This window comes from Bradyrhizobium sp. AZCC 2176 (assembly GCF_036924645.1).
In the GTDB taxonomy this organism is placed as follows: domain Bacteria; phylum Pseudomonadota; class Alphaproteobacteria; order Rhizobiales; family Xanthobacteraceae; genus Bradyrhizobium.
In genome coordinates this window covers 1358385-1377617 of the sequence record NZ_JAZHRX010000001.1, presented here as the reverse complement: position 1 = coordinate 1377617, position 19233 = coordinate 1358385, and the positions used below count along the sequence as shown (strand labels likewise).

At 62.9% G+C, this 19233-nt stretch carries 21 protein-coding genes; 14 read left to right on the top strand and 7 right to left on the bottom strand.

What is annotated here, in order from left to right:
* Nucleotides 1–103 precede the first annotated feature (103 nt).
* The 6 genes from V1288_RS06180 to V1288_RS06155 form a co-directional block, all read right to left on the bottom strand.
* Complete coding sequence (locus tag V1288_RS06180) at nucleotides 104–1711, bottom strand: DUF882 domain-containing protein (protein ID WP_442893912.1); 1608 nt, start codon at nucleotides 1709–1711, stop codon at nucleotides 104–106.
* Nucleotides 1712–1963: 252 nt separating this feature from the next.
* Nucleotides 1964–4105: a L,D-transpeptidase family protein gene (locus V1288_RS06175; protein WP_334356229.1), complete on the bottom strand. Its 2142-nt coding sequence runs from the start codon at nucleotides 4103–4105 to the stop codon at nucleotides 1964–1966.
* Between the two features lie 177 nt (nucleotides 4106–4282).
* Nucleotides 4283–4462: a hypothetical protein gene (locus V1288_RS06170; protein ID WP_334356228.1), complete on the bottom strand. Its 180-nt coding sequence runs from the start codon at nucleotides 4460–4462 to the stop codon at nucleotides 4283–4285.
* 8 nt (nucleotides 4463–4470) lie between these two features.
* A complete protein-coding gene (locus V1288_RS06165) occupies nucleotides 4471–5970 on the bottom strand; it encodes a sigma-54-dependent transcriptional regulator (protein WP_334356227.1) in 1500 nt (499 codons plus the stop codon).
* Nucleotides 5971–6057: 87 nt separating this feature from the next.
* Nucleotides 6058–6702: a TerC family protein gene (locus V1288_RS06160; protein ID WP_334356226.1), complete on the bottom strand. Its 645-nt coding sequence runs from the start codon at nucleotides 6700–6702 to the stop codon at nucleotides 6058–6060.
* A gap of 118 nt (nucleotides 6703–6820) precedes the next feature.
* Nucleotides 6821–7162, bottom strand: a complete 342-nt coding sequence (locus V1288_RS06155) for a hypothetical protein (RefSeq protein WP_334356225.1) — start codon at nucleotides 7160–7162, stop codon at nucleotides 6821–6823.
* Between the two features lie 78 nt (nucleotides 7163–7240).
* Here V1288_RS06155 and V1288_RS06150 point away from each other — a divergent pair, with 78 nt between their 5' ends.
* The 14 genes from V1288_RS06150 to V1288_RS06085 all read left to right on the top strand — a co-directional run bounded on the left by V1288_RS06150 (nucleotide 7241) and on the right by V1288_RS06085 (nucleotide 18292).
* Complete coding sequence (locus V1288_RS06150) at nucleotides 7241–7573, top strand: helix-turn-helix domain-containing protein (RefSeq protein WP_334356224.1); 333 nt, start codon at nucleotides 7241–7243, stop codon at nucleotides 7571–7573.
* Entirely contained in the window at nucleotides 7570–8013 is a 444-nt protein-coding gene (locus tag V1288_RS06145; protein WP_334356223.1) for a hypothetical protein, read from the top strand. Before V1288_RS06150 ends, V1288_RS06145 begins: the two co-directional genes overlap by 4 nt.
* Before the next feature lie 45 nt (nucleotides 8014–8058).
* Nucleotides 8059–9918, top strand: coding sequence for a M3 family oligoendopeptidase (locus V1288_RS06140; RefSeq protein WP_334356222.1), 1860 nt, complete (start codon nucleotides 8059–8061; stop codon nucleotides 9916–9918).
* A gap of 103 nt (nucleotides 9919–10021) precedes the next feature.
* Nucleotides 10022–10609: a dioxygenase family protein gene (locus V1288_RS06135; protein ID WP_334356221.1), complete on the top strand. Its 588-nt coding sequence runs from the start codon at nucleotides 10022–10024 to the stop codon at nucleotides 10607–10609.
* A 140-nt stretch (nucleotides 10610–10749) separates the two neighbouring features.
* Entirely contained in the window at nucleotides 10750–11022 is a 273-nt protein-coding gene (locus V1288_RS06130; protein ID WP_334356220.1) for an AbrB/MazE/SpoVT family DNA-binding domain-containing protein, read from the top strand.
* Complete coding sequence (locus tag V1288_RS06125) at nucleotides 11019–11405, top strand: type II toxin-antitoxin system death-on-curing family toxin (RefSeq protein ID WP_334356219.1); 387 nt, start codon at nucleotides 11019–11021, stop codon at nucleotides 11403–11405. Before V1288_RS06130 ends, V1288_RS06125 begins: the two co-directional genes overlap by 4 nt.
* Nucleotides 11406–11489: 84 nt before the next feature.
* Nucleotides 11490–11642, top strand: coding sequence for an aa3-type cytochrome c oxidase subunit IV (locus V1288_RS06120; protein WP_334356218.1), 153 nt, complete (start codon nucleotides 11490–11492; stop codon nucleotides 11640–11642).
* A 134-nt stretch (nucleotides 11643–11776) separates the two neighbouring features.
* Nucleotides 11777–12904, top strand: coding sequence for a Re/Si-specific NAD(P)(+) transhydrogenase subunit alpha (locus tag V1288_RS06115; RefSeq protein WP_334356217.1), 1128 nt, complete (start codon nucleotides 11777–11779; stop codon nucleotides 12902–12904).
* Nucleotides 12905–12915: 11 nt separating this feature from the next.
* Complete coding sequence (locus V1288_RS06110; RefSeq protein WP_027579715.1) at nucleotides 12916–13233, top strand: proton-translocating transhydrogenase family protein; 318 nt, start codon at nucleotides 12916–12918, stop codon at nucleotides 13231–13233.
* Between the two features lie 59 nt (nucleotides 13234–13292).
* Nucleotides 13293–14690, top strand: coding sequence for an NAD(P)(+) transhydrogenase (Re/Si-specific) subunit beta (locus V1288_RS06105; protein WP_334356216.1), 1398 nt, complete (start codon nucleotides 13293–13295; stop codon nucleotides 14688–14690).
* An 18-nt stretch (nucleotides 14691–14708) separates the two neighbouring features.
* Nucleotides 14709–15515 carry an alpha/beta hydrolase gene (locus V1288_RS06100; RefSeq protein ID WP_334356215.1) on the top strand — a complete coding sequence of 269 codons (807 nt, stop codon included), beginning with the start codon at nucleotides 14709–14711 and terminating at the stop codon, nucleotides 15513–15515.
* 54 nt (nucleotides 15516–15569) lie between these two features.
* Entirely contained in the window at nucleotides 15570–16667 is a 1098-nt protein-coding gene (locus tag V1288_RS06095) for a calcium:proton antiporter (protein WP_334356214.1), read from the top strand.
* A 15-nt stretch (nucleotides 16668–16682) separates the two neighbouring features.
* Nucleotides 16683–16967 (top strand): cupin domain-containing protein, encoded by a 285-nt coding sequence (locus tag V1288_RS06090; protein WP_334356213.1) that lies wholly within the window; start codon nucleotides 16683–16685, stop codon nucleotides 16965–16967.
* Between the two features lie 212 nt (nucleotides 16968–17179).
* Nucleotides 17180–18292, top strand: a complete 1113-nt coding sequence (locus V1288_RS06085) for a hypothetical protein (protein ID WP_334356212.1) — start codon at nucleotides 17180–17182, stop codon at nucleotides 18290–18292.
* A 122-nt stretch (nucleotides 18293–18414) separates the two neighbouring features.
* Here V1288_RS06085 and V1288_RS06080 read toward each other — a convergent pair whose 3' ends face one another.
* Nucleotides 18415–19059: a tetratricopeptide repeat protein gene (locus tag V1288_RS06080; protein ID WP_334356211.1), complete on the bottom strand. Its 645-nt coding sequence runs from the start codon at nucleotides 19057–19059 to the stop codon at nucleotides 18415–18417.
* Nucleotides 19060–19233: the final 174 nt, after the last annotated feature.

Genomic DNA, 19233 nt, shown 5'->3' with positions numbered 1-19233 from the left:
AAGGTGTCATACGCGGGCTTGACCCGCGTATCCATCAAGCTTCAGAAAGACTCATACGAGAGGGATGGATTGCCGGGTCAGGCCCGGCAATGACGATAGGCGCCTAGCGCAGCGCGGCGGTGCGCAGGACGAACGACTGCGTCGGCAGTTGCGCGGTCGCCGATCCCGTGAAGCGGTCGCAGGTCATGCCCATCATTGGATCATCCGAGAAGGTCATGGCGATCGCGGCCTTCGGCTTGACGAAATGGCTGCGCATCTGGGTCATCTCGGTGTCGCCGAGCACGGTCGTCGACATCGCATTGCTCGCACTCGGCGCCAGCATCACCACCCGCATCCAGATGCTGTTGCCCTGGACGGCGGCGAGACGGGTCGAGGTCGCGACCACGCTGTCCTGCCCCTGAGCACCCTTGGCGACCACGGTATTGATTTCGGTCGCGGCGGCGCCGGCATTGCGCGCCGGACGGGCGGGACGCGCCGGCACCGGCGCGGAGGCGGTGACGACGTTGGCGCGATCAACCGGCGAGGAGGCGGCCGGCGCATAGGCCATCGCCCTGTTGAACGATTCGGTGACGCTGGCGGTCGGCTGCGGATCGGTGGCGGCGGCGAGCGCCTGGCGGGCGCGGAGGGCCGCGACCTGCGCGGGGGTCGCCTGGTTAGCCGCCTTCGGTACGTCGTCCCAGAAGCCGCGGGAATTGATGATATCGGCCGGCGTCTGCGGCTTCGGTTCGGCGGAAGTCTGCTCGGTCTGTTTCTGTTCCGGCCTGGCTTTGGGCGCCGGCACGATCTGCGCGTCGGCTGAAGCCAACTGAAGGGTCGCCCCGACCTGCGGTTTTGCGCGCGGGGTCGGAATCGGATCGGCGGATTTCGCGGGTGCCGCTGCGGCCATCACGCTGGCAGGCTTCTCGTTCTTGACGGGGGCGCTGCCAGCCTCGTCATCCTCTTCGTTCGACTTGCCGCCCCTGAACAGGGCTGCGAACAGGCTCGGCATTTTGCCGACGGTTGCGGCATTGTCGCCATTGCCGCGGCGTTCGATGTCGGCGCGGGCCAGCTCATAGCCCTTCATCGGACCGCCATTGGACGGCAGATGGACGGTGCGCCCATCCGGGAACACTCTGGCGAGTTGATCGTGGGTCATGCGCGGCCAGTGACGGACGCTGCCGGTGTCGAGATGGACGAACGGCGATCCCGATGTCGGGTAGAAGCCAACGCCGCCGCGCTGCAGGCGGAGCCCGGCGGCGCGAATCTGCTCCAGCGGCACGTCCGGGATGTAGAAGTCCATTGCGTGGCCGAGCATGTGCTGGCTGAAGCGCGCCACGCCGGAAGAGCGGCGGCGGAGCATGGAGTTGGTAGCGGGGGAGCGGTAGGCGGAGATGATCTGGATCGGCTTCTTGCCGTCGACGTCGCGGTAGACTTCCCAGAGGATGTCGAACAGATGCCGATCCATCGTGGTGGAGTCCTGGCTGCGCCAGTCGCGGAGGAAGTGATTAAGCTTCTTGAGAGCTTCTTCGTCGTAGCGGCCGTCGCGCTTGAAGGTGACGGTGAGGTCTTCGTCGGAATGGGTGTGGTGGAACGAGAGGGTGCGGGTTTCGTTCAGCGCGGTCGCATCATGCACCGAGCCGGCGCCGGCCAGCAGCAATAGCGTAGTCAGGCCGATCCGATATCCGGCTTTTGAAGACAGCGGATTGTATTGGCGCGCGAAACCAGCCAGCACGTATGAGCCCACCCAGTCGACGAGCGTTCACGGTGTTCTTTTGCAGACCCCCGGCAAAAGAGGGTGAACGCTTTCTTAAAGCGGGAAGGTTAACCGATGTTTACCATCCCGCCCCCAAGTTAGGCTTAACCTAACCCGCGGACTGTGGCGAAAAAGTGCCCCGCCGAATCCGGGATGGATAATGGTTAACGTAAACGAACTCGCCGGAGCGGCGAGGCCGTTGATTTTGTTCGGAAATCCACTCGGGCAGGATTACCGGGTGAACCGCTGTTGCGGGCGGCGACCAACCGGGGCGGGCGGCGTGACGTTCGACGGCCCCCCGAACAGACGCTCAAAGAACGACGACGGACCAGACGAGTAGGTGTTGTCGCTGGCAAAGCTGACGCCGGCCGGCAAACCGTCCTTCGGGCGCGAATAGTTCGGTTGCGCATGGGCGACCATGGCCTCCAGGTCCTTGCTGCGGCCGTTCTTGAGCAGCGCGATCATCGCAGCGTCGCGGCCATAGATGTCCTTGCGGATGTGCAGCTTGCCGGCGTCATCCACGAACGCGGTCTGATAAGTGATGTTGACCGGGATCGGCGTCGGGAATTTCAGGTCGATCTCGCTACGGCCGTACATGCTGCGGATCTTTTCCGGCGAATAGCGCTCGTTCGGCATCACGATGTTGAGCAGCGTCGAGGCGTATTGATCCGGATTCTGCACCCGCATGCAGCCGTGGCTGAAGGCGCGTTCTTCCTTGGCGAACAGGTGCTTGTCCGGCGTGTCGTGCTGATAGACCAGGAACTTGTTCGGGAAGTTGAAGCGGATGCGGCCGAGCGCATTGGCCTCGCCCGGCGGTTGCGAAATGTGGATGCTGCCGTCGCGGGCCCGCTCGAGCTTCAGTCCCATGCGTTGCAGCACGGTCGGGTCCTGCTGCAGGGCCGGCAGATATTCGTTGTAGATGATCGAGGGCGGCACGTTCCAGGTCGGGTTGACCGTGATGAACTTCATCGTCTCCGTCAGCATCGGCGTCGCATGCTTGCCCGGCTTTCCGGTCACGACCCGCGTGGTCCAGACCGGCGCACCGTTCTGCATCACCTTCAGCGTGAAGTCAGGGACGTTGAGAATGACATAGGCATTGCCGAGTGAGGCCGCGCCGAGCTGGCGCGGCAGCCAGCGCCAGCGTTCCATATTGACGAGGACGGTGTCGATCTGCCGGTCGCGCTTCGGGCTGTTGATCGCCTTCACGGTGCGGTCGTCGAGCACACCGGTCGGCTTGAGATCGACGCTCTCCTGGAATTTGCGCACGGCGGCGGCGACCTTGGCGTCGTAGCGCTGGTCGTCGGGGTTCTCGATGCCGAGTTTGGCGCGCAGTTGCGGCACGCGCGAATCTTCCGGCGCGACTTCGCCCTGCTTCTTGGAGGCGGCCTTGAACGCGAGCGCCGGCCCCTCGGCGATGTGGATCATTGGACCGTCGCCCAGGCCGCGCAGTTCGGCGAGCTTGGCCTTCAATTCCTTGTAGAGCTTGTGCGGCGGGTTGTAGCCGTCCAGCGCTGCGGAAGCGTCCTTGGCGGTCGAGATGTTGGCGAGCACTTCCGCCGGATCGGTCGGGTGCTCGGGATACTGGATGTCGGCGGAAACCTGCGACCAGTGCATCCGGCCGCTCTGGGCCTGTCGCGCATAGTCGAGCATGCTCGCGGTCAGTTTCAGTTCGGCTTCGGCGAGTTGGTCCGGCGAAGTGGCGGCCGCAAACTCCGGCAACGGATAGTCGGCCGGATTGAGGCCCTCGGCGGCGGCATCCTTCAAACGGGCGATCACGCCCTTGCCGCTGTCGGTCAATTTGCCGGCTTGCGTCCATTGCGGCGCAAAGTCGCGCGCCGAGTAGAACTTCTCGACGGCGGCGCGTTCGTTCTTGCGGTCGAAATAGCGCAGCGACCTGGCGCCGAGCATGTCGCGCAGGCGGTCGGCGACCGGCTGGTCGGCCGGTGCGACGGTGCTCGCCTTCACCGGCTCCTTGGCGGGTTCGGCGGCCGGCGCCGTGGCGGTCGCAGTCGGAGGCGTGGCGGTTCCGGCGTCGTTGGCCGCAGGTGCGGTGACGGTTTCGGCCGGCTTGGCGTCGGTTTTGGGCTCGACTGCCTTTACGGTCGTGTCGGCCTCGTTCGGCTTCGTGGCCGTCGTTGCTGCGTCAGGCACCGTGGCGGTGGTGTCCATCTTGAAGTCGCCGATGGTCGGAGGCGGAACGTTGGCCGGTTCGGGCCGGGGAACTGCTGCGTCGATCGCGAGCTCGGCGGCGCTGGCACGCGGCGTGGTTGACTGAGCCGCCAGTGCTGAGGTCGCTGATACCGTGAGGAAGGTTGCCGCGACGGCCATCAGCACGCGGTCAAATCCTGCACGATTCGTCGAACAGTCACGCATCGTCACACCCCCTTGGGCGAACTGCCCCGGCATGGAGCAGTCGTTAGGTATCGTTCGTCACGGCTTGCGCGGGAAGCGCCGGCTCGATCGGTTTCTCAGTCGTACGCCTGCACGCCATGATTCAAACGCAGACGATACATGTGCCCCTTTCATGCAGCCAGCGCCATGCGGGACAACTCACGACAAACTGACCTCAAACAACCCGTTTGCATTCGGGTCGCGCGTTTTTGCCACGCCACCCATCATTTGTCTGTCACCGCCAAGCCACGGTTCAAAAGCTTCCGAACGATCGATGTCGTTGGTTTGCCACGATCTTTGCCATGTGGACGCCATAATCGCCCACTGGCTGTCGCTCAATTCGCGCCTCAATTCGCATCCTGCGCGCCGCCGTCGGCCGGGTCGTCGGCGGCAGCTTCATCGAGCTTGCGGTAGAGCGTGGAGCGGCCGATCTTGAGGCGGCGCGCGACTTCCGACATCTGGCCGCGATAGTGCGAGATCGCAAAACGGATGATCTCGTTTTCCATGTCTTCGAGCGGCCGCACCTCGCCGGTGGCGGTCAGCATCGCGAGGCTGCCGGCGTTGGCGAGCGGGGCAATCGGTATATCACTACCCGAAACCATGGCGGGTGCGGTCGACGGCGCGACGACCAACGGTTCGCTGTGTGTGAGCTGGCCGTCGGTTGCGGGGTGGCCGAGGACCTGCGGGAAATCAGGCAGGCCGAGCAGGTCGGTCTCGCTCATGACGACGGCGCGATAGACCGTGTTCTCGAGTTGGCGGATGTTGCCGGGCCAATCGAGCTGCGCGAGATGGGCCACGGCCTCTCCGCTGATGCCGGTGATGGTGCGGTTTTCCTCCGCGGCAAAGCGCGCCAGAAAATGCCGCAACAGATGCGGAATGTCCTCGCGCCGCATCCGCAGCGGCGGGATCGTCAGCGGCAGCACGTGCAGCCGGTAGAACAGATCTTCGCGGAACGCGCCGTTCTTCACGAGGTCGAGCAGCTTGCGGTTGGTCGCGGAAATGATGCGGACGTCGACCTTCACCGGCTTGCGGCCGCCGACCGCTTCGACAGTGCCCTCCTGCAGCGCGCGCAGCAGCTTTACCTGCGCAGCCAGCGGCAACTCGCCGACCTCGTCGAGAAACAGCGTGCCGCCGGAAGCCTCGACGAACTTGCCCATGTGACGTTCGGTGGCGCCGGTGAAGGCGCCCTTCTCGTGACCGAACAGGATCGATTCCACGAGATTGTCGGGGATGGCGCCGCAATTGACCGCGACGAACGGTTTCGATTTGCGCTCGCTGGAGCCGTGGATGGCGCGGGCGAACAATTCCTTGCCGACGCCGGACTCGCCCTCGATCAGCACCGGAATGCTCGAGGTGGCCGCCTTCTGCGCGGTGCGCAGCACGGCCGCCATGGCTTCGCTGCGGGTGATGATGTCGGCAAAGGTCAGCCGTCCCTCGCGGCTATGGCGGATGCGCTGTAGTTCGCCCTTGAGCGCGCTCGTGTTGAGCGCGTTGCGCAGCGACACCTGCAGCCGTTCGAAGCTCGCCGGCTTGACCACGAAATCCTGCGCGCCGGCGCGCATTGCTGAAACCACATTGTCGATGCCGCCATGGGCGGTCTGCACGATGACCGGGATGCTCAGGCCGGCTTCACGCATTTTTGAAAGCACGCCAAGTCCGTCGAGGCCGGGCATCACGAGGTCGAGCACCACCGCGTCGATCGCCTGCGCATCCGGGGCAGTCAGTAGCGCCACGGCTGCATCGCCGCTGTCGACGACAAGGGGCTCATAGCCGCACTTCTGCACCATGTTTTCAACCAAACGGCGCTGCACAGCGTCATCGTCGGCAATCAAAATGGTGGCAGCCATGGCTCTCCCCGCACGCTACTGGATTGTATCGAATCGGGGCACTTTCGCCGATGCCGATTAACGCTCTCTTAAACGTTGACATCTCGGCTAAACATTGACGTCCTGCCACACCTCCATCGCGCCGCGGTAACACATGTCGAATGCCACATAGAGGATGATCAGCAGGCCGACATAGGCGACCCAGCGATGTTTCTCCAGGACGCGCGCGATGAAGTTCGCGGCGAAACCCATCAGCGCAATGGAAAGCCCAAGGCCGAATATCAGAATAATCGGATGCTCCCGCGCGGCCCCTGCGACCGCCAGTACATTGTCGAGCGACATCGATACGTCGGCGAGGGTGATCTGCCAGACGGCCTGGCCAAGCGTCTTCTGATGAGCGGGCGCGACGGCGGCGTCCATCGTCCTTGCGGCCGACAGATTCTGGAATGTCGGCTGCTGATGCTTATGTGACCGCAACTCGCGCCACATCTTCCAGCACACCCAAAGCAGGAGAATGCCGCCGGCAAGCAGCAGCCCGATGATCTGCAGCAGTTGGACCGTGATGCTGGCGAAGCCGATCCGCAGCGCCGTGGCGGCCAATATGCCGACCAGAATGGCCTTCCTGCGCTGCTCCTCGGGTAGCCCGGCGGCTGCAAGGCCGATAACGATCGCATTGTCGCCGGCGAGCACCAGGTCGATCATCACGACCTGGAAAAGCGCTGTCAGGGATTGTGAGGAGAAGAATTCCAGCATGCGGGCCACTCCGTTCAAGGTCCAATCCGACATCGCGGTTCACTTGAACCGCCAGAGGGGCCCGGGCTTGGACGCACATGGTTGAAGACGCAGTCAAAACTGCGCCGAAGAGGATTCCTTATTCAGATTGATCCGAAACGCCGCACAGCCTGACGAGCTGATCGGGCTCGATCAAAACCGAGATGACGATGCCGATGAAAGTCAGGCTTCCGGCGAGGTCGAGCCAGGCGATGCGGAATCTGCCGGCCTGACAAAGCCACGCCGCTCCGGCAGTCGCCGCGCCAGTCGCAAACAGCAGTGTAACGATGGCGGGCGCCAGTGCGTCTGCCGGCACCAGATTACGGATCGCGAGGGTCGCAAGCAGCACGGCGAGAAGGATGCCGGCCATCAACTCCTTGCCATGCGCCGGGGAAGCCCGGTCGGCGGTTCGGAAAATGTGACTGCGGTCCAAGAAAGCCATCGGATTCTTATTCGCGCGCCTGAATTGTGGTAGGGAACATTACCTACCAGTCAATTCATTCTGGATAGTTTAGTAATCATGAAACGAGTAAAACATCAAGACGTTTTCGCTGAACGGGCGCAGGCCAAAGGCACGCCGGACGCCAAGCAATTGCGCAAACTGGCTGGGGATTGGCTGAAACAGCGAAGGGCGGATGCCGAATTGTCGCAGGCTGATCTCGCGGTGCGCCTCGGCCTGAAATATTACACGTTCATCTCGCAGGTCGAGAACGGGTTCAGCCGTGTCCCAATCGAAATTATGGGCGCTTGGGCCCGCGAGTTGGGCCTTGAACAGGCCGCCTTCGCTAGGCATCTGTTAATGTACTACGAGCCGGAACTGCACCGGCTGCTGTTCGGAGCGGAAAGCAAATGAGTGTTGTTGCGTTCGAGCGCAAACAAAACAGCGGCGAATGGAGCGAAAAGGAGCTCAACACCCTTGTCGCGGTGCTGGGCGCAGCGATGGCACCGAGGACGGGACGTGAATGGGAAACCGGCATGACAGAGAAGGGCGACGCCCAATTCTATCTGCTGGGTCCGCTGCCGGATCAGGCTTGCGAGTTGTGCGTATCCCGGATCGGCGGGCGTTACGTCCTGGAAGACGGGTTGGGCCGGCTGCTGTTCGAGCATTGGAACCTCGAACTCGTAGCGTTGCATGCCAAGGCCGCGGTTCCGTCGACGTCGTGGGTCATGGTACGGGTGATCACGATGTGGTGTGCGATCCGCAATACGGTGCATGAAAAGGTCGAGCCGCTGCTGGGTGAAGGCGAAGAGCTGTTCGTCCAGTTTGTACCGCAGCTTGCGGCGTTCGCCTGATTCCCCAAGCCCATTTCCTGATCACCTCCCAATTTTGAAAGTATCATGAGCGTGAAATCTGCGACTTCCCGAACCGGCAAGACGTCCCGCAAATCAGCCGCGGGCAGCAAGGCGGCCACCAAATCCAAAACCGGCAAACTGCCGGAATGGAACCTCACCGATCTCTATTCCGGCATCGATGTGCCCGAAATCGCGCGCGATCTGCAAAAGATGGATGCCGACTGCATAGCCTTTGAAACGGATTACAAGGCCAAGTTGGCGGAAGGCGTTACGCGCGACGATGGCGGCCGTTGGCTCGCCGAGGCGGTCAGGCGCTACGAGGCGATCGACGATCTCGCGGGCCGGCTCGGCTCCTATGCCGGCCTCGTTCATGCCGGCGACAGCGTCGATCCCGTGATCTCCAAATTCTACGGCGACGTTTCCGAGCGGCTGACGGCGGCCTCGCTGCATTTGCTGTTCTTCGCGCTCGAACTCAATCGCATCGACGATGCCGTGATCGAGCGCGCGATGCAGGCGCCCGAGCTCGCCCACTACCGGCCATGGATCGAGGATCTGCGCAAGGACAAGCCGTATCAGCTCGAAGACCGCGTCGAGCAGTTGTTTCACGAGAAATCCCAGAGCGGCTATGCCGCCTGGAACCGGCTGTTCGACCAGACCATCTCCGGCCTGCGCTTCAGGGTGAGCGGAAAGGAATTGGCGATCGAGCCTGCGCTCAACCTGCTGCAGGACCGCGCGCCGGAAAAACGCAAGGCCGCAGGCCAAGCGCTGGCAAAGACCTTCAAGGACAATGAGCGGACCTTTGCGCTGATCACCAACACGCTCGCCAAGGACAAGGAGATTTCCGATCGCTGGCGCGGTTTCCAGGATGTCGCGGATTCGCGCCACCTGAACAACCGCGTCGAGCGCGAAGTCGTCGATGCCCTGGTCGGCTCGGTTCGCGCAGCCTATCCGCGGCTGTCGCACCGCTACTACAATCTGAAGGCCGGCTGGTTCAAAAAGAAGAAGCTCGCGCATTGGGACCGCAACGCGCCGCTGCCGTTTGCGGCGACCGGCACGATCGCCTGGCCCGAGGCGCAGAAGATGGTGCTGACGGCGTATCGCGGCTTCTCGACCGAGATGGCTGCGATTGCGGAACGTTTCTTCACCGACCGCTGGATCGATGCGCCGGTGCGGCCCGGCAAGGCGCCGGGCGCGTTCTCGCACCCGACCACGCCGTCGGCGCATCCCTATGTGCTGATGAACTACCAGGGCAAGCCCCGCGACGTGATGACGCTGGCGCATGAGCTCGGCCATGGCGTGCACCAGGTGCTGGCGGCCAAAAACGGAGCGCTGATGGCGCCGACGCCGCTGACGCTAGCCGAGACGGCAAGCGTGTTCGGCGAAATGCTGACCTTCAAGCGGCTATTGTCGCAGACCAAAAACGCCAAGCAGCGCCAGGCGCTGCTCGCCGGCAAGGTCGAGGACATGATCAACACCGTGGTGCGGCAGGTCGCGTTCTATTCGTTCGAGCGCGCGATTCATACCGAGCGCAAGAACGGTGAATTGACTGCGGAGCGTATCGGCCAGATCTGGCTCAGCGTGCAGGGCGAGAGCCTCGGGCCGGCCATCGACATCCGCCCCGGCTACGAGAATTTCTGGATGTACATTCCGCACTTCATCCATTCGCCGTTCTACGTTTACGCCTATGCGTTCGGCGATTGCCTGGTGAACTCGCTGTATGCAGTCTACGAGAATGCCTCCGAAGGCTTTGCCGAGCGCTATCTCGCCATGCTGGCGGCGGGAGGCACCAAGCATTATTCCGAACTGCTGAGGCCGTTCGGGCTCGATGCCAAGGATCCCAAATTCTGGGACGGCGGGCTGTCCGTCATCGCGGGCATGATCGACGAGTTGGAAGAGATGGGCTGACGGGCGCGCCCGCGGCCACGAAACGGACTTGTGATGGGCGCGGACATAATTTCAGCCGCCGTTGCCCTTCATGATGACGGTGACGACAGGAGGGGAGGGTCCCATGATCGACACCCCGACGCGGCGCGTTGTACTTGGAGCGGGAATCTTCGCAGCCGGTTCGCTGCTCATGGTCGATGGCAGCGTAGCTCAGGCTCCGCTTGCCCCGACGCCCGCATGCCACGACGGCGACGACGCCACCGTCCCGCAAACCGAAGGGCCATACTTCAAGCCGTCGTCGCCTGAGCGAACCGAGCTGTTCGAAGAGGGCATGGCAGGGCAGCCGATCGAACTGGTCGGCTTCGTGCTCACCCGCGCCTGCAAACCGCTGGCCGGCGCCTTGCTGGATTTCTGGCAGGCGGATGACAAGGGCCGCTACGACAATTCCGGTTTCCGCCTGCGCGGCCATCAATTCTCCGATGCGGAAGGCCGCTATCGATTGCGCAGCATCGTGCCCGGCATTTACGTTGGCCGTACGCGCCACATCCATGTGAAGGTGCAGCCGCGCGGCGGCCGTGTGTTGACGACCCAGCTCTATTTCCCCGGCGAATCGCAAAACCGCGCCGACGGGCTTTTCCGCAAGGACTTGCAGATTCGCACGGCCAAGAACGCGGGATGGCTGGCCGGGCGTTTCGACTTCGTGCTTGCTTAGGGGCGGGGCCCAGCTTTCGGCCGAGGGCGGGTCCTGAGGCGGACGGCCGAAACAGAGCCGACCAAAAAAGTGGGGATGTAAAACATTTGTTGAACGGAACGAGGGGCGGTGTTATACGTTTTGTATAACGGAGCTGCGCCATGAACGAGCAATCGAAAGATACGCCCGATCCCTGCGGCCAGGTGATCGGAACCGTCGAAATCAAAAAGATTGGTAATTCCTCAGGGATCATCCTGCCGAAGGATGTGCTTGCTCGGATGCATGTCAGCGTCGGCGACAAGCTCTATGCGACTCTCACGCCCGATGGCGGTTTTCGGCTAACCCCCCATGACCCGGATTTCGAGAAGGCGATGGAAGTCGCCCGGCGCGGCATGAAGCGCTATCACAACGCGTTGGCTGAGCTTGCCAAATGATCGAGCCGTTCTGGCTCACCCGCCAGATGATTGTTGCAATTCACGACGAGCAACTCACGATCCACGGCGGTGCAAGTGGATTGCGCGACGAGCGCATGCTTGAATCTGCACTCGATCGACCGAAAAACAGGTGGGCTTACGAGAAGGCTGAACTGGCCGAGTTGGCCGCAGCATATGCGTTCGGCATAGCGCGCAATCATCCGTTCATTGACGGAAACAAGCGAACGTCGTTGCTGGCGCTCTACACATTTCTGGGCGTCAACGGCATCGACTTCATTGTGCCCGAAGCGGAAGCGGCTGCCATCATCCTCTCCCTCGCTGCGGGCGAGGTCGGCGAGGAAAGCCTGACCCGCTGGATCCGGGACAATTGGCCTTCCGAATGACCCGATCGGCAAGGGGCCGTTGCCCTCCCAGACGCTTTGCGGTAATTGCACGCGAGAAACGCGGATTTTGACTGGGGATAACCGATGGCAGACCATAACGAAGTGGCCTACACGACCGCTGACGGCAACGACTACGAGGCCCATGAGCAGACCTATGAAGGGTTCATCATGCTGGTCAAATACGGCACGGCTGCCGTTGTGATCATTGTCGCCCTGATGGGCTACTTCCTGACCTGACGCATTGCTGCCTGCACCGCCACCCCGGCGGTGGCCAGAATAATTGCACGCATGCCGGTTGCGAAACCGGTATCCAACTAAGCGAAAAAGACGCTAGTTTGCTTGCGCGCGCGCCTGCCGCGCCGGGAGGCCTCATGAAGATTGCCGTTGCCAAGGAAATCGATCCGTCCGAGCCGCGGGTTGCCGCGTCCCCGGACACTGTGAAGAAATTCAAGGCGATCGGCGCCGAAGTCGCGATCGAGCCGGGTGCAGGCATCAAGTCGGGCCTGCCGGATTCCGAATTCACCGCCGTCGGCGCCACGGTCAGCGCGGACGCGCTGAAGGACGCCGACATCATCATCAAGGTGAAGCGGCCTGAAGCGAGCGAGCTTGCGCAGTACAAGCGCGGTGCGCTGGTCATCGCGATCATGGATCCTTACGGCAATGAAGCGGCGCTGAAGACGATCGCGGATGCCGGTGTCTCGGCATTTGCGATGGAATTGATGCCGCGCATTACGCGCGCGCAGGTGATGGACGTGCTGTCCTCACAGGCAAACCTCGCCGGCTACCGCGCGGTGATCGAGGCCGCCGAATCGTTCGGCCGCGCGTTCCCGATGATGATGACCGCGGCCGGCACTATTCCGGCCGCGAAAGTGTTCGTGATGGGCGTCGGCGTCGCTGGCCTGCAGGCGATCGCGACCGCGCGCCGGCTAGGGGCCGTGGTCACCGCCACCGACGTGCGCCCGGCCACGAAAGAGCAGGTCGAATCGCTCGGTGCAAAATTCCTCGCGGTCGAGGACGAGGAATTCAAGAACGCCCAGACCGCCGGCGGTTATGCCAAGGAAATGTCGAAAGAGTATCAGGCCAAGCAGGCGGCCCTCACCGCCGAGCACGTCAAGAAGCAGGACATCGTCATCACCACGGCCCTGATCCCGGGCCGGCCGGCGCCGAAGCTCGTCAGCGCCGAGATGGTGAAATCGATGAAGCCGGGTTCGGTGCTGGTGGATCTCGCCGTCGAGCGCGGCGGCAATGTCGAGGGCGCCAAGGCCGGCGAAGTCGTCGATATCGATGGCATCAAGATCGTCGGCTATACGAACGTGGCCGGCCGCGTCGCGCAATCGGCCTCCAGCCTCTATGCCCGCAACCTGTTCTCGTTCGTCGAGACCATGGTGGACAAGGCGAACAAGGCGCTCGCGGTCGATTGGGATGACGAACTGGTGAAAGCCACCGCGCTGACGAAAGACGGCGCCGTCGTCCATCCGAACTTCCAGCCGAAAGCCTAAGGAGAGAAGTCATGGAGCACATCGCCCAAGCCGTCGATCCCTTCGTATTCCGGCTGTCGATTTTCGTTCTCGCCGTCTTCGTCGGCTACTTCGTGGTGTGGTCGGTGACCCCTGCGCTGCATACGCCGCTGATGTCGGTGACCAACGCGATCTCCTCGGTGATCGTGGTCGGCGCGCTGCTCGCGGTCGGCGTCGGCATGATCTCGAGCGGTTCGGGCTGGGCGCGGGGCTTCGGCTTTATCGCGCTGATCTTCGCCTGCGTGAACATTTTCGGCGGCTTCCTTGTCACCCAGCGCATGCTGGCGATGTACAAGAAAAAGGCCAAGTAGAATTTCGGCGTAAAATTTCGGCGTGCACCTCGCGGTGACGAAGACAATGGGGACCTGAGATGAACGCCAATCTGGCAGCAGTTCTGTATCTCGTGGCGGGTGTGCTGTTCATCCTGTCGCTGCGCGGACTGTCGAGCCCGGCATCGTCACGCCAGGGTAATCTGTTCGGCATGATCGGCATGGCGATCGCGGTCGCCACCACGCTGGCGAGCCATCCGCCGGCGGACGGTGTTGCCTGGGTGCTGGTCGTCCTCGGTATCGCCATCGGCGGCGGCGTCGGGGCTGTCATCGCGCGGCGCGTGCCGATGACGTCGATGCCGGAACTGGTCGCGGCGTTCCACTCGCTTGTCGGCATGGCCGCGGTGCTGGTCGCCGCCGGCGCGTTCTACGCGCCCGAAGCCTTCGACATCGGCAAGCCCGGCGCCATTCACGCTTCCAGCCTGGTCGAGATGTCGCTCGGCGTCGCCATCGGTGCGTTGACCTTCACCGGTTCGGTGATCGCGTTCTTGAAGCTTTCCGCGCGCATGAGCGGCGCGCCGATCATCCTGCCCGGCCGCCACATCATCAACATCGCGCTCGCGCTTGCGCTGGTGTTCTTCATTTTCGGTCTGGTCCGGTCCGGCAGCGCGCTCGACTTCTGGCTGATCACGATCATCGCGCTGGTGCTCGGCGTGCTCATGATCATCCCGATCGGCGGCGCCGACATGCCGGTCGTGATCTCGATGCTGAACTCCTATTCCGGGTGGGCTGCGGCCGGCATCGGCTTCACGCTCGGCAACTCCGCGCTGATCATCACCGGCGCGCTGGTCGGCTCGTCGGGCGCGATCCTGTCCTACATCATGTGCCACGCGATGAACCGCTCGTTCATCTCGGTCATCCTCGGCGGCTTCGGCGGCGAGACGGCGGCCACAGGCGGCGGCAGCGGCGAACAGAAGCCGGCAAAACTCGGCTCGGCCGACGACGCCGCCTTCATCATGAAGAACGCCTCCAAGGTCATCATCGTGCCCGGCTACGGCATGGCGGTGGCGCAGGCCCAGCACGCGCTGCGTGAAATGGGCGACATCTTGAAAAAGGAAGGCGTCGAGGTGAAGTATGCGATTCACCCGGTCGCGGGACGCATGCCCGGCCACATGAACGTGCTGCTGGCGGAAGCCAACGTGCCCTATGACGAAGTTTTCGAGCTCGAGGACATCAACTCCGAATTCGCGCAGGCCGACATTGCGTTTGTGATCGGCGCCAACGACGTGACCAACCCGGCCGCGGAAGAAGACAAGACCTCGCCGATCTACGGCATGCCGGTGCTGCAGGTCTGGAAGGCCGGCACCGTGATGTTCATCAAGCGCTCGCTGGCCTCGGGCTATGCCGGCATCGACAATCCGCTGTTCTATCGCGACAACACCATGATGCTGCTCGGCGACGCCAAGAAGGTCACCGAGAACATCGTCAAGGGGATGTAATCCACGACGCAGGAATCCATGACAGGTCTGAAATGGCTGCTGATCGTCGTTTCAGCTGGTTATGTCTGCGCACTGCTCGCACTGTTCTTCGCGCAGCGCGCCGTTCTGTTTCCGGCCCCGACGAATGCGCGCACGGCGCCGCCGGCGGCGGGCTTTCCGGAAGCCGAAGAACATATCCTGACCACGGCTGACGGCGAAAAGGTCATCGTCTGGCACGTTCCGGCCAGGAAAGGCCGTCCGGTAGTGCTCTATTTCCATGGCAATGGCGATTATCTCGCCGGCTTCTTCGGTCGCTTTCGCAGCATCATCGCCGACGGGACCGGGGTCATCGCATTGTCCTATCGCGGCTATGCGGGCTCCACCGGGCAGCCGAGCGAGTACGGATTGTTGCAGGACGCCGCGGCGGCCTATGCCTTCACGACCGCACGCTATCGCGTGGACGACATTGTCTTCTGGGGCTTTTCGCTCGGCACCGGCGTTGCGGTGGCGCTTGCAGCGGAGCAGCGGATCGGGAGGCTGATCCTGGAAGCTCCCTATACGTCGATCACCGATATCGCCGCATCGGCGTTCTGGTTCGCGCCGGTGCGTCTATTGATGCGGGATCAATTCCGCTCCGACGCGCAGATCGCGAGGGTCAAGGTCCCGCTGCTCGTGATGCATGGCGCGCTCGATCCAACGATACCGGTTAGGTTCGGGGAACGGTTGTTTGCGCTGGCGAACGAGCCGAAACGGTTTGTCCGTCTTGCCCGGGGCGGTCATAACGATCTGGACAATTTCGGCGCGATTGAAATCGCGCGAAATTTCATCAACCTTGCAAAGGGGTGATGGTTGCCCTCATGGACGCATCTTGTGTCCACGACCCGCTGGGGAGTTGACCGCATGAGCGCACACGGACCAATGCCGAAATCGGCCTGGATATTCCCGGCGCTGGCGATGCTGCTGTTTGCTGCGGCCACCGGCCTTGGGCTCACCTTTACGCCGTCAGTTGGCGGGTTTTTGTTCGCGGCCACGCTGCTGGCGATCCTGTTCGGCACCGTGTTCGCAGCCGTGCATCATGCCGAGGTGATTGCCGAGCGGATCGGCGAGCCCTACGGCACGCTGCTGCTGACGCTTGCGGTCACCATCATCGAGGTCGCGCTGATCGCCACCATCATGCTCGGCGAAAAGCCGCAGCCTGCGCTAGCGCGCGACACCGTGTTTGCGGTGGTGATGATCGTGTGCAATGGCCTCGTCGGCCTGTGTATCTTCATCGGGGGCTTGCGCTACCGCGAGCAGGATTTCCAGGTTTCCGGCGCCAACCTTTATCTCAGCGTGCTGTTCGTGCTGGCGACCATTACGCTGATCATGCCCAATTATACGCTGACGGCGCCGGGGCCGATCTATTCGGCGGCGCAGCTTGGCTTTGTGGACCTGGTCACGCTCATGCTCTACGGCGTGTTCCTTTATACCCAGACGATCCGGCATAGTGATTATTTCATCAAGGGAGGGGCCGGCGCTGCCACCGAAGCCTCATCCCTGTCGAACCGGATGCTGGCGCTCAGCGTCGCGCTGCTGCTTATCTCCCTGCTTGCCGTGGTGCTTCTGGCGAAGAAATTTTCGCTGGTGGTCGATGTCGTAACCGCGATGATCGGCGCCCCACCGGCGTTCGCGGGCGTGCTGGTCGCGCTCCTCATCCTGCTCCCGGAGGGGGTCACCGCCATTGCAGCCGCGCGCAACAACGATCTGCAGAAGAGCATCAATCTCGCGCTCGGATCGTCGCTGGCAACCATCGGGTTGACTATTCCCGCGGTCGGCGTGGCGACCTATGCGCTCGACAAGGAACTCGTGCTCGGGCTCAACGGTCAGGGCATGGTACTGCTGCTGCTCACGTTCGTCCTGAGCATGCTCACCTTCGGCACCGGGCGCACCAACATCCTGTTCGGGCTGGTGCACATGGTGGTGTTTGCCGTGTTCGTGTTTATGGTGTTCGTGCCGTAATCGGAGAAGAATGAGATGCTTGCCGCCAAATCCGACGTTCAGGTCGATACATCGGAAGTCCGCGTCACCGAGTGGCGGCTGGCGCCGGGCAGCGCTACCGGCCATCATACCCACGAGATGGATTACGTGATCGTGCCGGTGACCTCGGGCGAGATGACCATCGTCGCGCCGAACGGCGAACGCACCAAGGCGCAGCTCGGGGCCGGCAAATCCTATTTCCGGAAAGCCGGCGTCCAGCATGACGTGCTCAACGAGACGACGAGTGAGATCGTGTTCCTGGAAGTCGAACTGAAGCCCTGACTGTCCGTCCTCGGGGCCAGGGCCCCGGGGGCGCAGGGCGGCGGGGAGCTTGCATTAACTTCCCGGAAACGAAACCTGGATTTTCCGCCCGATCCAGGCCGGCATCGCCTCGGCCTGCACGGGAACTGCTGAATTGCCACCGATCCGTCGCAGTTGATCCCTTAATGTGCCTCAAAGTTCCGGCAATTGAAGGACCGCGGGGAGTGGCCGGAATGCTGAATTACCTGAAGAAATTCGCCGTAGACATCTTTCCCTCGGTGGCTGCGACCGTCATCGGGGCATACATCGTCAACCACTACATCGTGACCAAGCCCAGCGCGGACGCTCCTGCCGCTGCGGCGTCGACTGCCAATCCCAAGGGGGACGGCAAGGCGGAAGCCAAATCCGACGCCAAGTCCGAATCCAAGTCGGCCGATACCACGGCCAGTGTCAGCAATCTTCCGGCGGCCGGCGTCAAGGCGAGGGGAATCTCCGAGAAAGCCATCATGGAGAAGACCGCTGCCGAACGGCCGGCGGTGGCTGAAAAGGCCCAGGAAAAGACCGACGCAAAAGCCGAAGCAAAAGCTGACGCCAAACCCGATACCAAGTCCGTCGATGCCAAGTCCCCTGATGCCAAGTCCCCTGATGCCAAGTCCCCTGATACCAAGTCCGTCGATACCAAGTCCGATGTGAAAGCGGCCGAAAGCCCGGCCGAGCCCGCCGACCAGCGGCGCCACGCAGCGGTATCGCGCGAAAAGGAAAAGATCAGGGTGATACTGCCGTCGCCTGTGCAGCCGGTGAATTCCTCGGCGGCTCCGGTTGTGGCGGCTGCACCGGCCGCCCCGGTCGAGGCTGCGGCTGCGCCAGATGAACGCCGCGATGCCAACGATCTGGCACGCGCCGCGATCGAGCGCCTGCGTGCCAACGGCGAAACCTCTCCACGCGCCCCCGAGACGGCCCGCGTCCCCGACGCGCCCAAGGTTGCGAATGCTCCCGTGGTCGCGAATGCTCCCGTGGTCGCGAATGCTCCTGCAATCGCCGCTGCGCCCGCGCTTCGTCCGCTGCCGCCGCCGATCATGGTCTCGGGTTCGCCTGCCGGCGAACCCTTCGGTCAGGCTTCGTCCGGTCAGGGTTCGTCCGGTCATGCTCCGTCGCAAGCGCGCCCGCCTTATGCCGAGGCGGTCGACCCGAACCGGCCGACCCCGCCCGCCGAAATTCCGGTCTCGCGCCCGCTTGATCTGCGTGCCGAAGTTGCGGAACCATCCGTGCGCGAGCGCGCCACGGCGGCTGCCGAGGACGCGCTGTCGACCGCCAAGTCGCTCTTCCACGCGGTGCTGCCGAAATAAATCTATGGCTCTTCGAGCAGGGCGAGCCCTTGGACCCTGAATCCGGGGGCGTCTGCTTGGCACAAGGAAAGCGCGCCAGGCAAAGCTGCAGTCAGTATCCGCTTCAATCAAAACCCGAAGGTCTAGCTGCCGGTGCGCACGAGGCCGCTTCGCGCGGTTTCGTCCTTGGGGCGGAGCGCGAGCGCGCGGCCGTAGGATGTGAACGCCTTGGCCTTGTCGCCGAGGCGTTCATAGGTGGCGCCGCGGGCTGACCAGGCTTGCGCACTGTTGGGATCGGCCTGCACCGCCTCGTCGAGATCGGAAGCGGCTTCCTTGGCCTTGTCGATGGCGAGGTAGCTGGTTGCACGCGCCAAGAGCGGCTCGATCCGTTGCGGGGTCAGGCCATTGGCTGCGGTGAAATCCGTAATTGCCTGCTCATGTCGCTTGTCGGCCTGATAGATCAGGCCGCGGCCATACAGGGCCTGCACATTGTAGGGATCGAGTGCGAGCGCGCGGTCGAATTCCGCGAGCGCTTCTTCGGTCTTGCCGGATTTGGCGAGCGCCTGGCCGCGCGTAGCATAGCCCTGAGCTTCGCTGACGCTTTGTCCGCTGATCGTGCCGGTCGGTTTTTGCTCGACGGCCTGCGGCTTTTCCTTGTCCGATCCCCATGATCCCAGGTCGAACGAACAGCCGCCGAGGGGAAGGGCAAGAATGGTTGCGAGCAGCGCAACAGAGGCGGCCGCGAAGCGCGAAGCGCAGCGAAGGGCATTGCAATCCGTAACGGCCATGCAGCGGAAGACTCTCGCGTGTCGAATACAGCATAGGTAACCCGATGGGCCGCAAAATGCATCGGTCAAAATGGCGGCAACGGCCGATGAATGAGATGCGAGTGATCGAGCGATAGCAAAAACAAAAACGCGGACCCAAGGTCCGCGTTTTCAATTCAGTCTCTGAAGGACGCG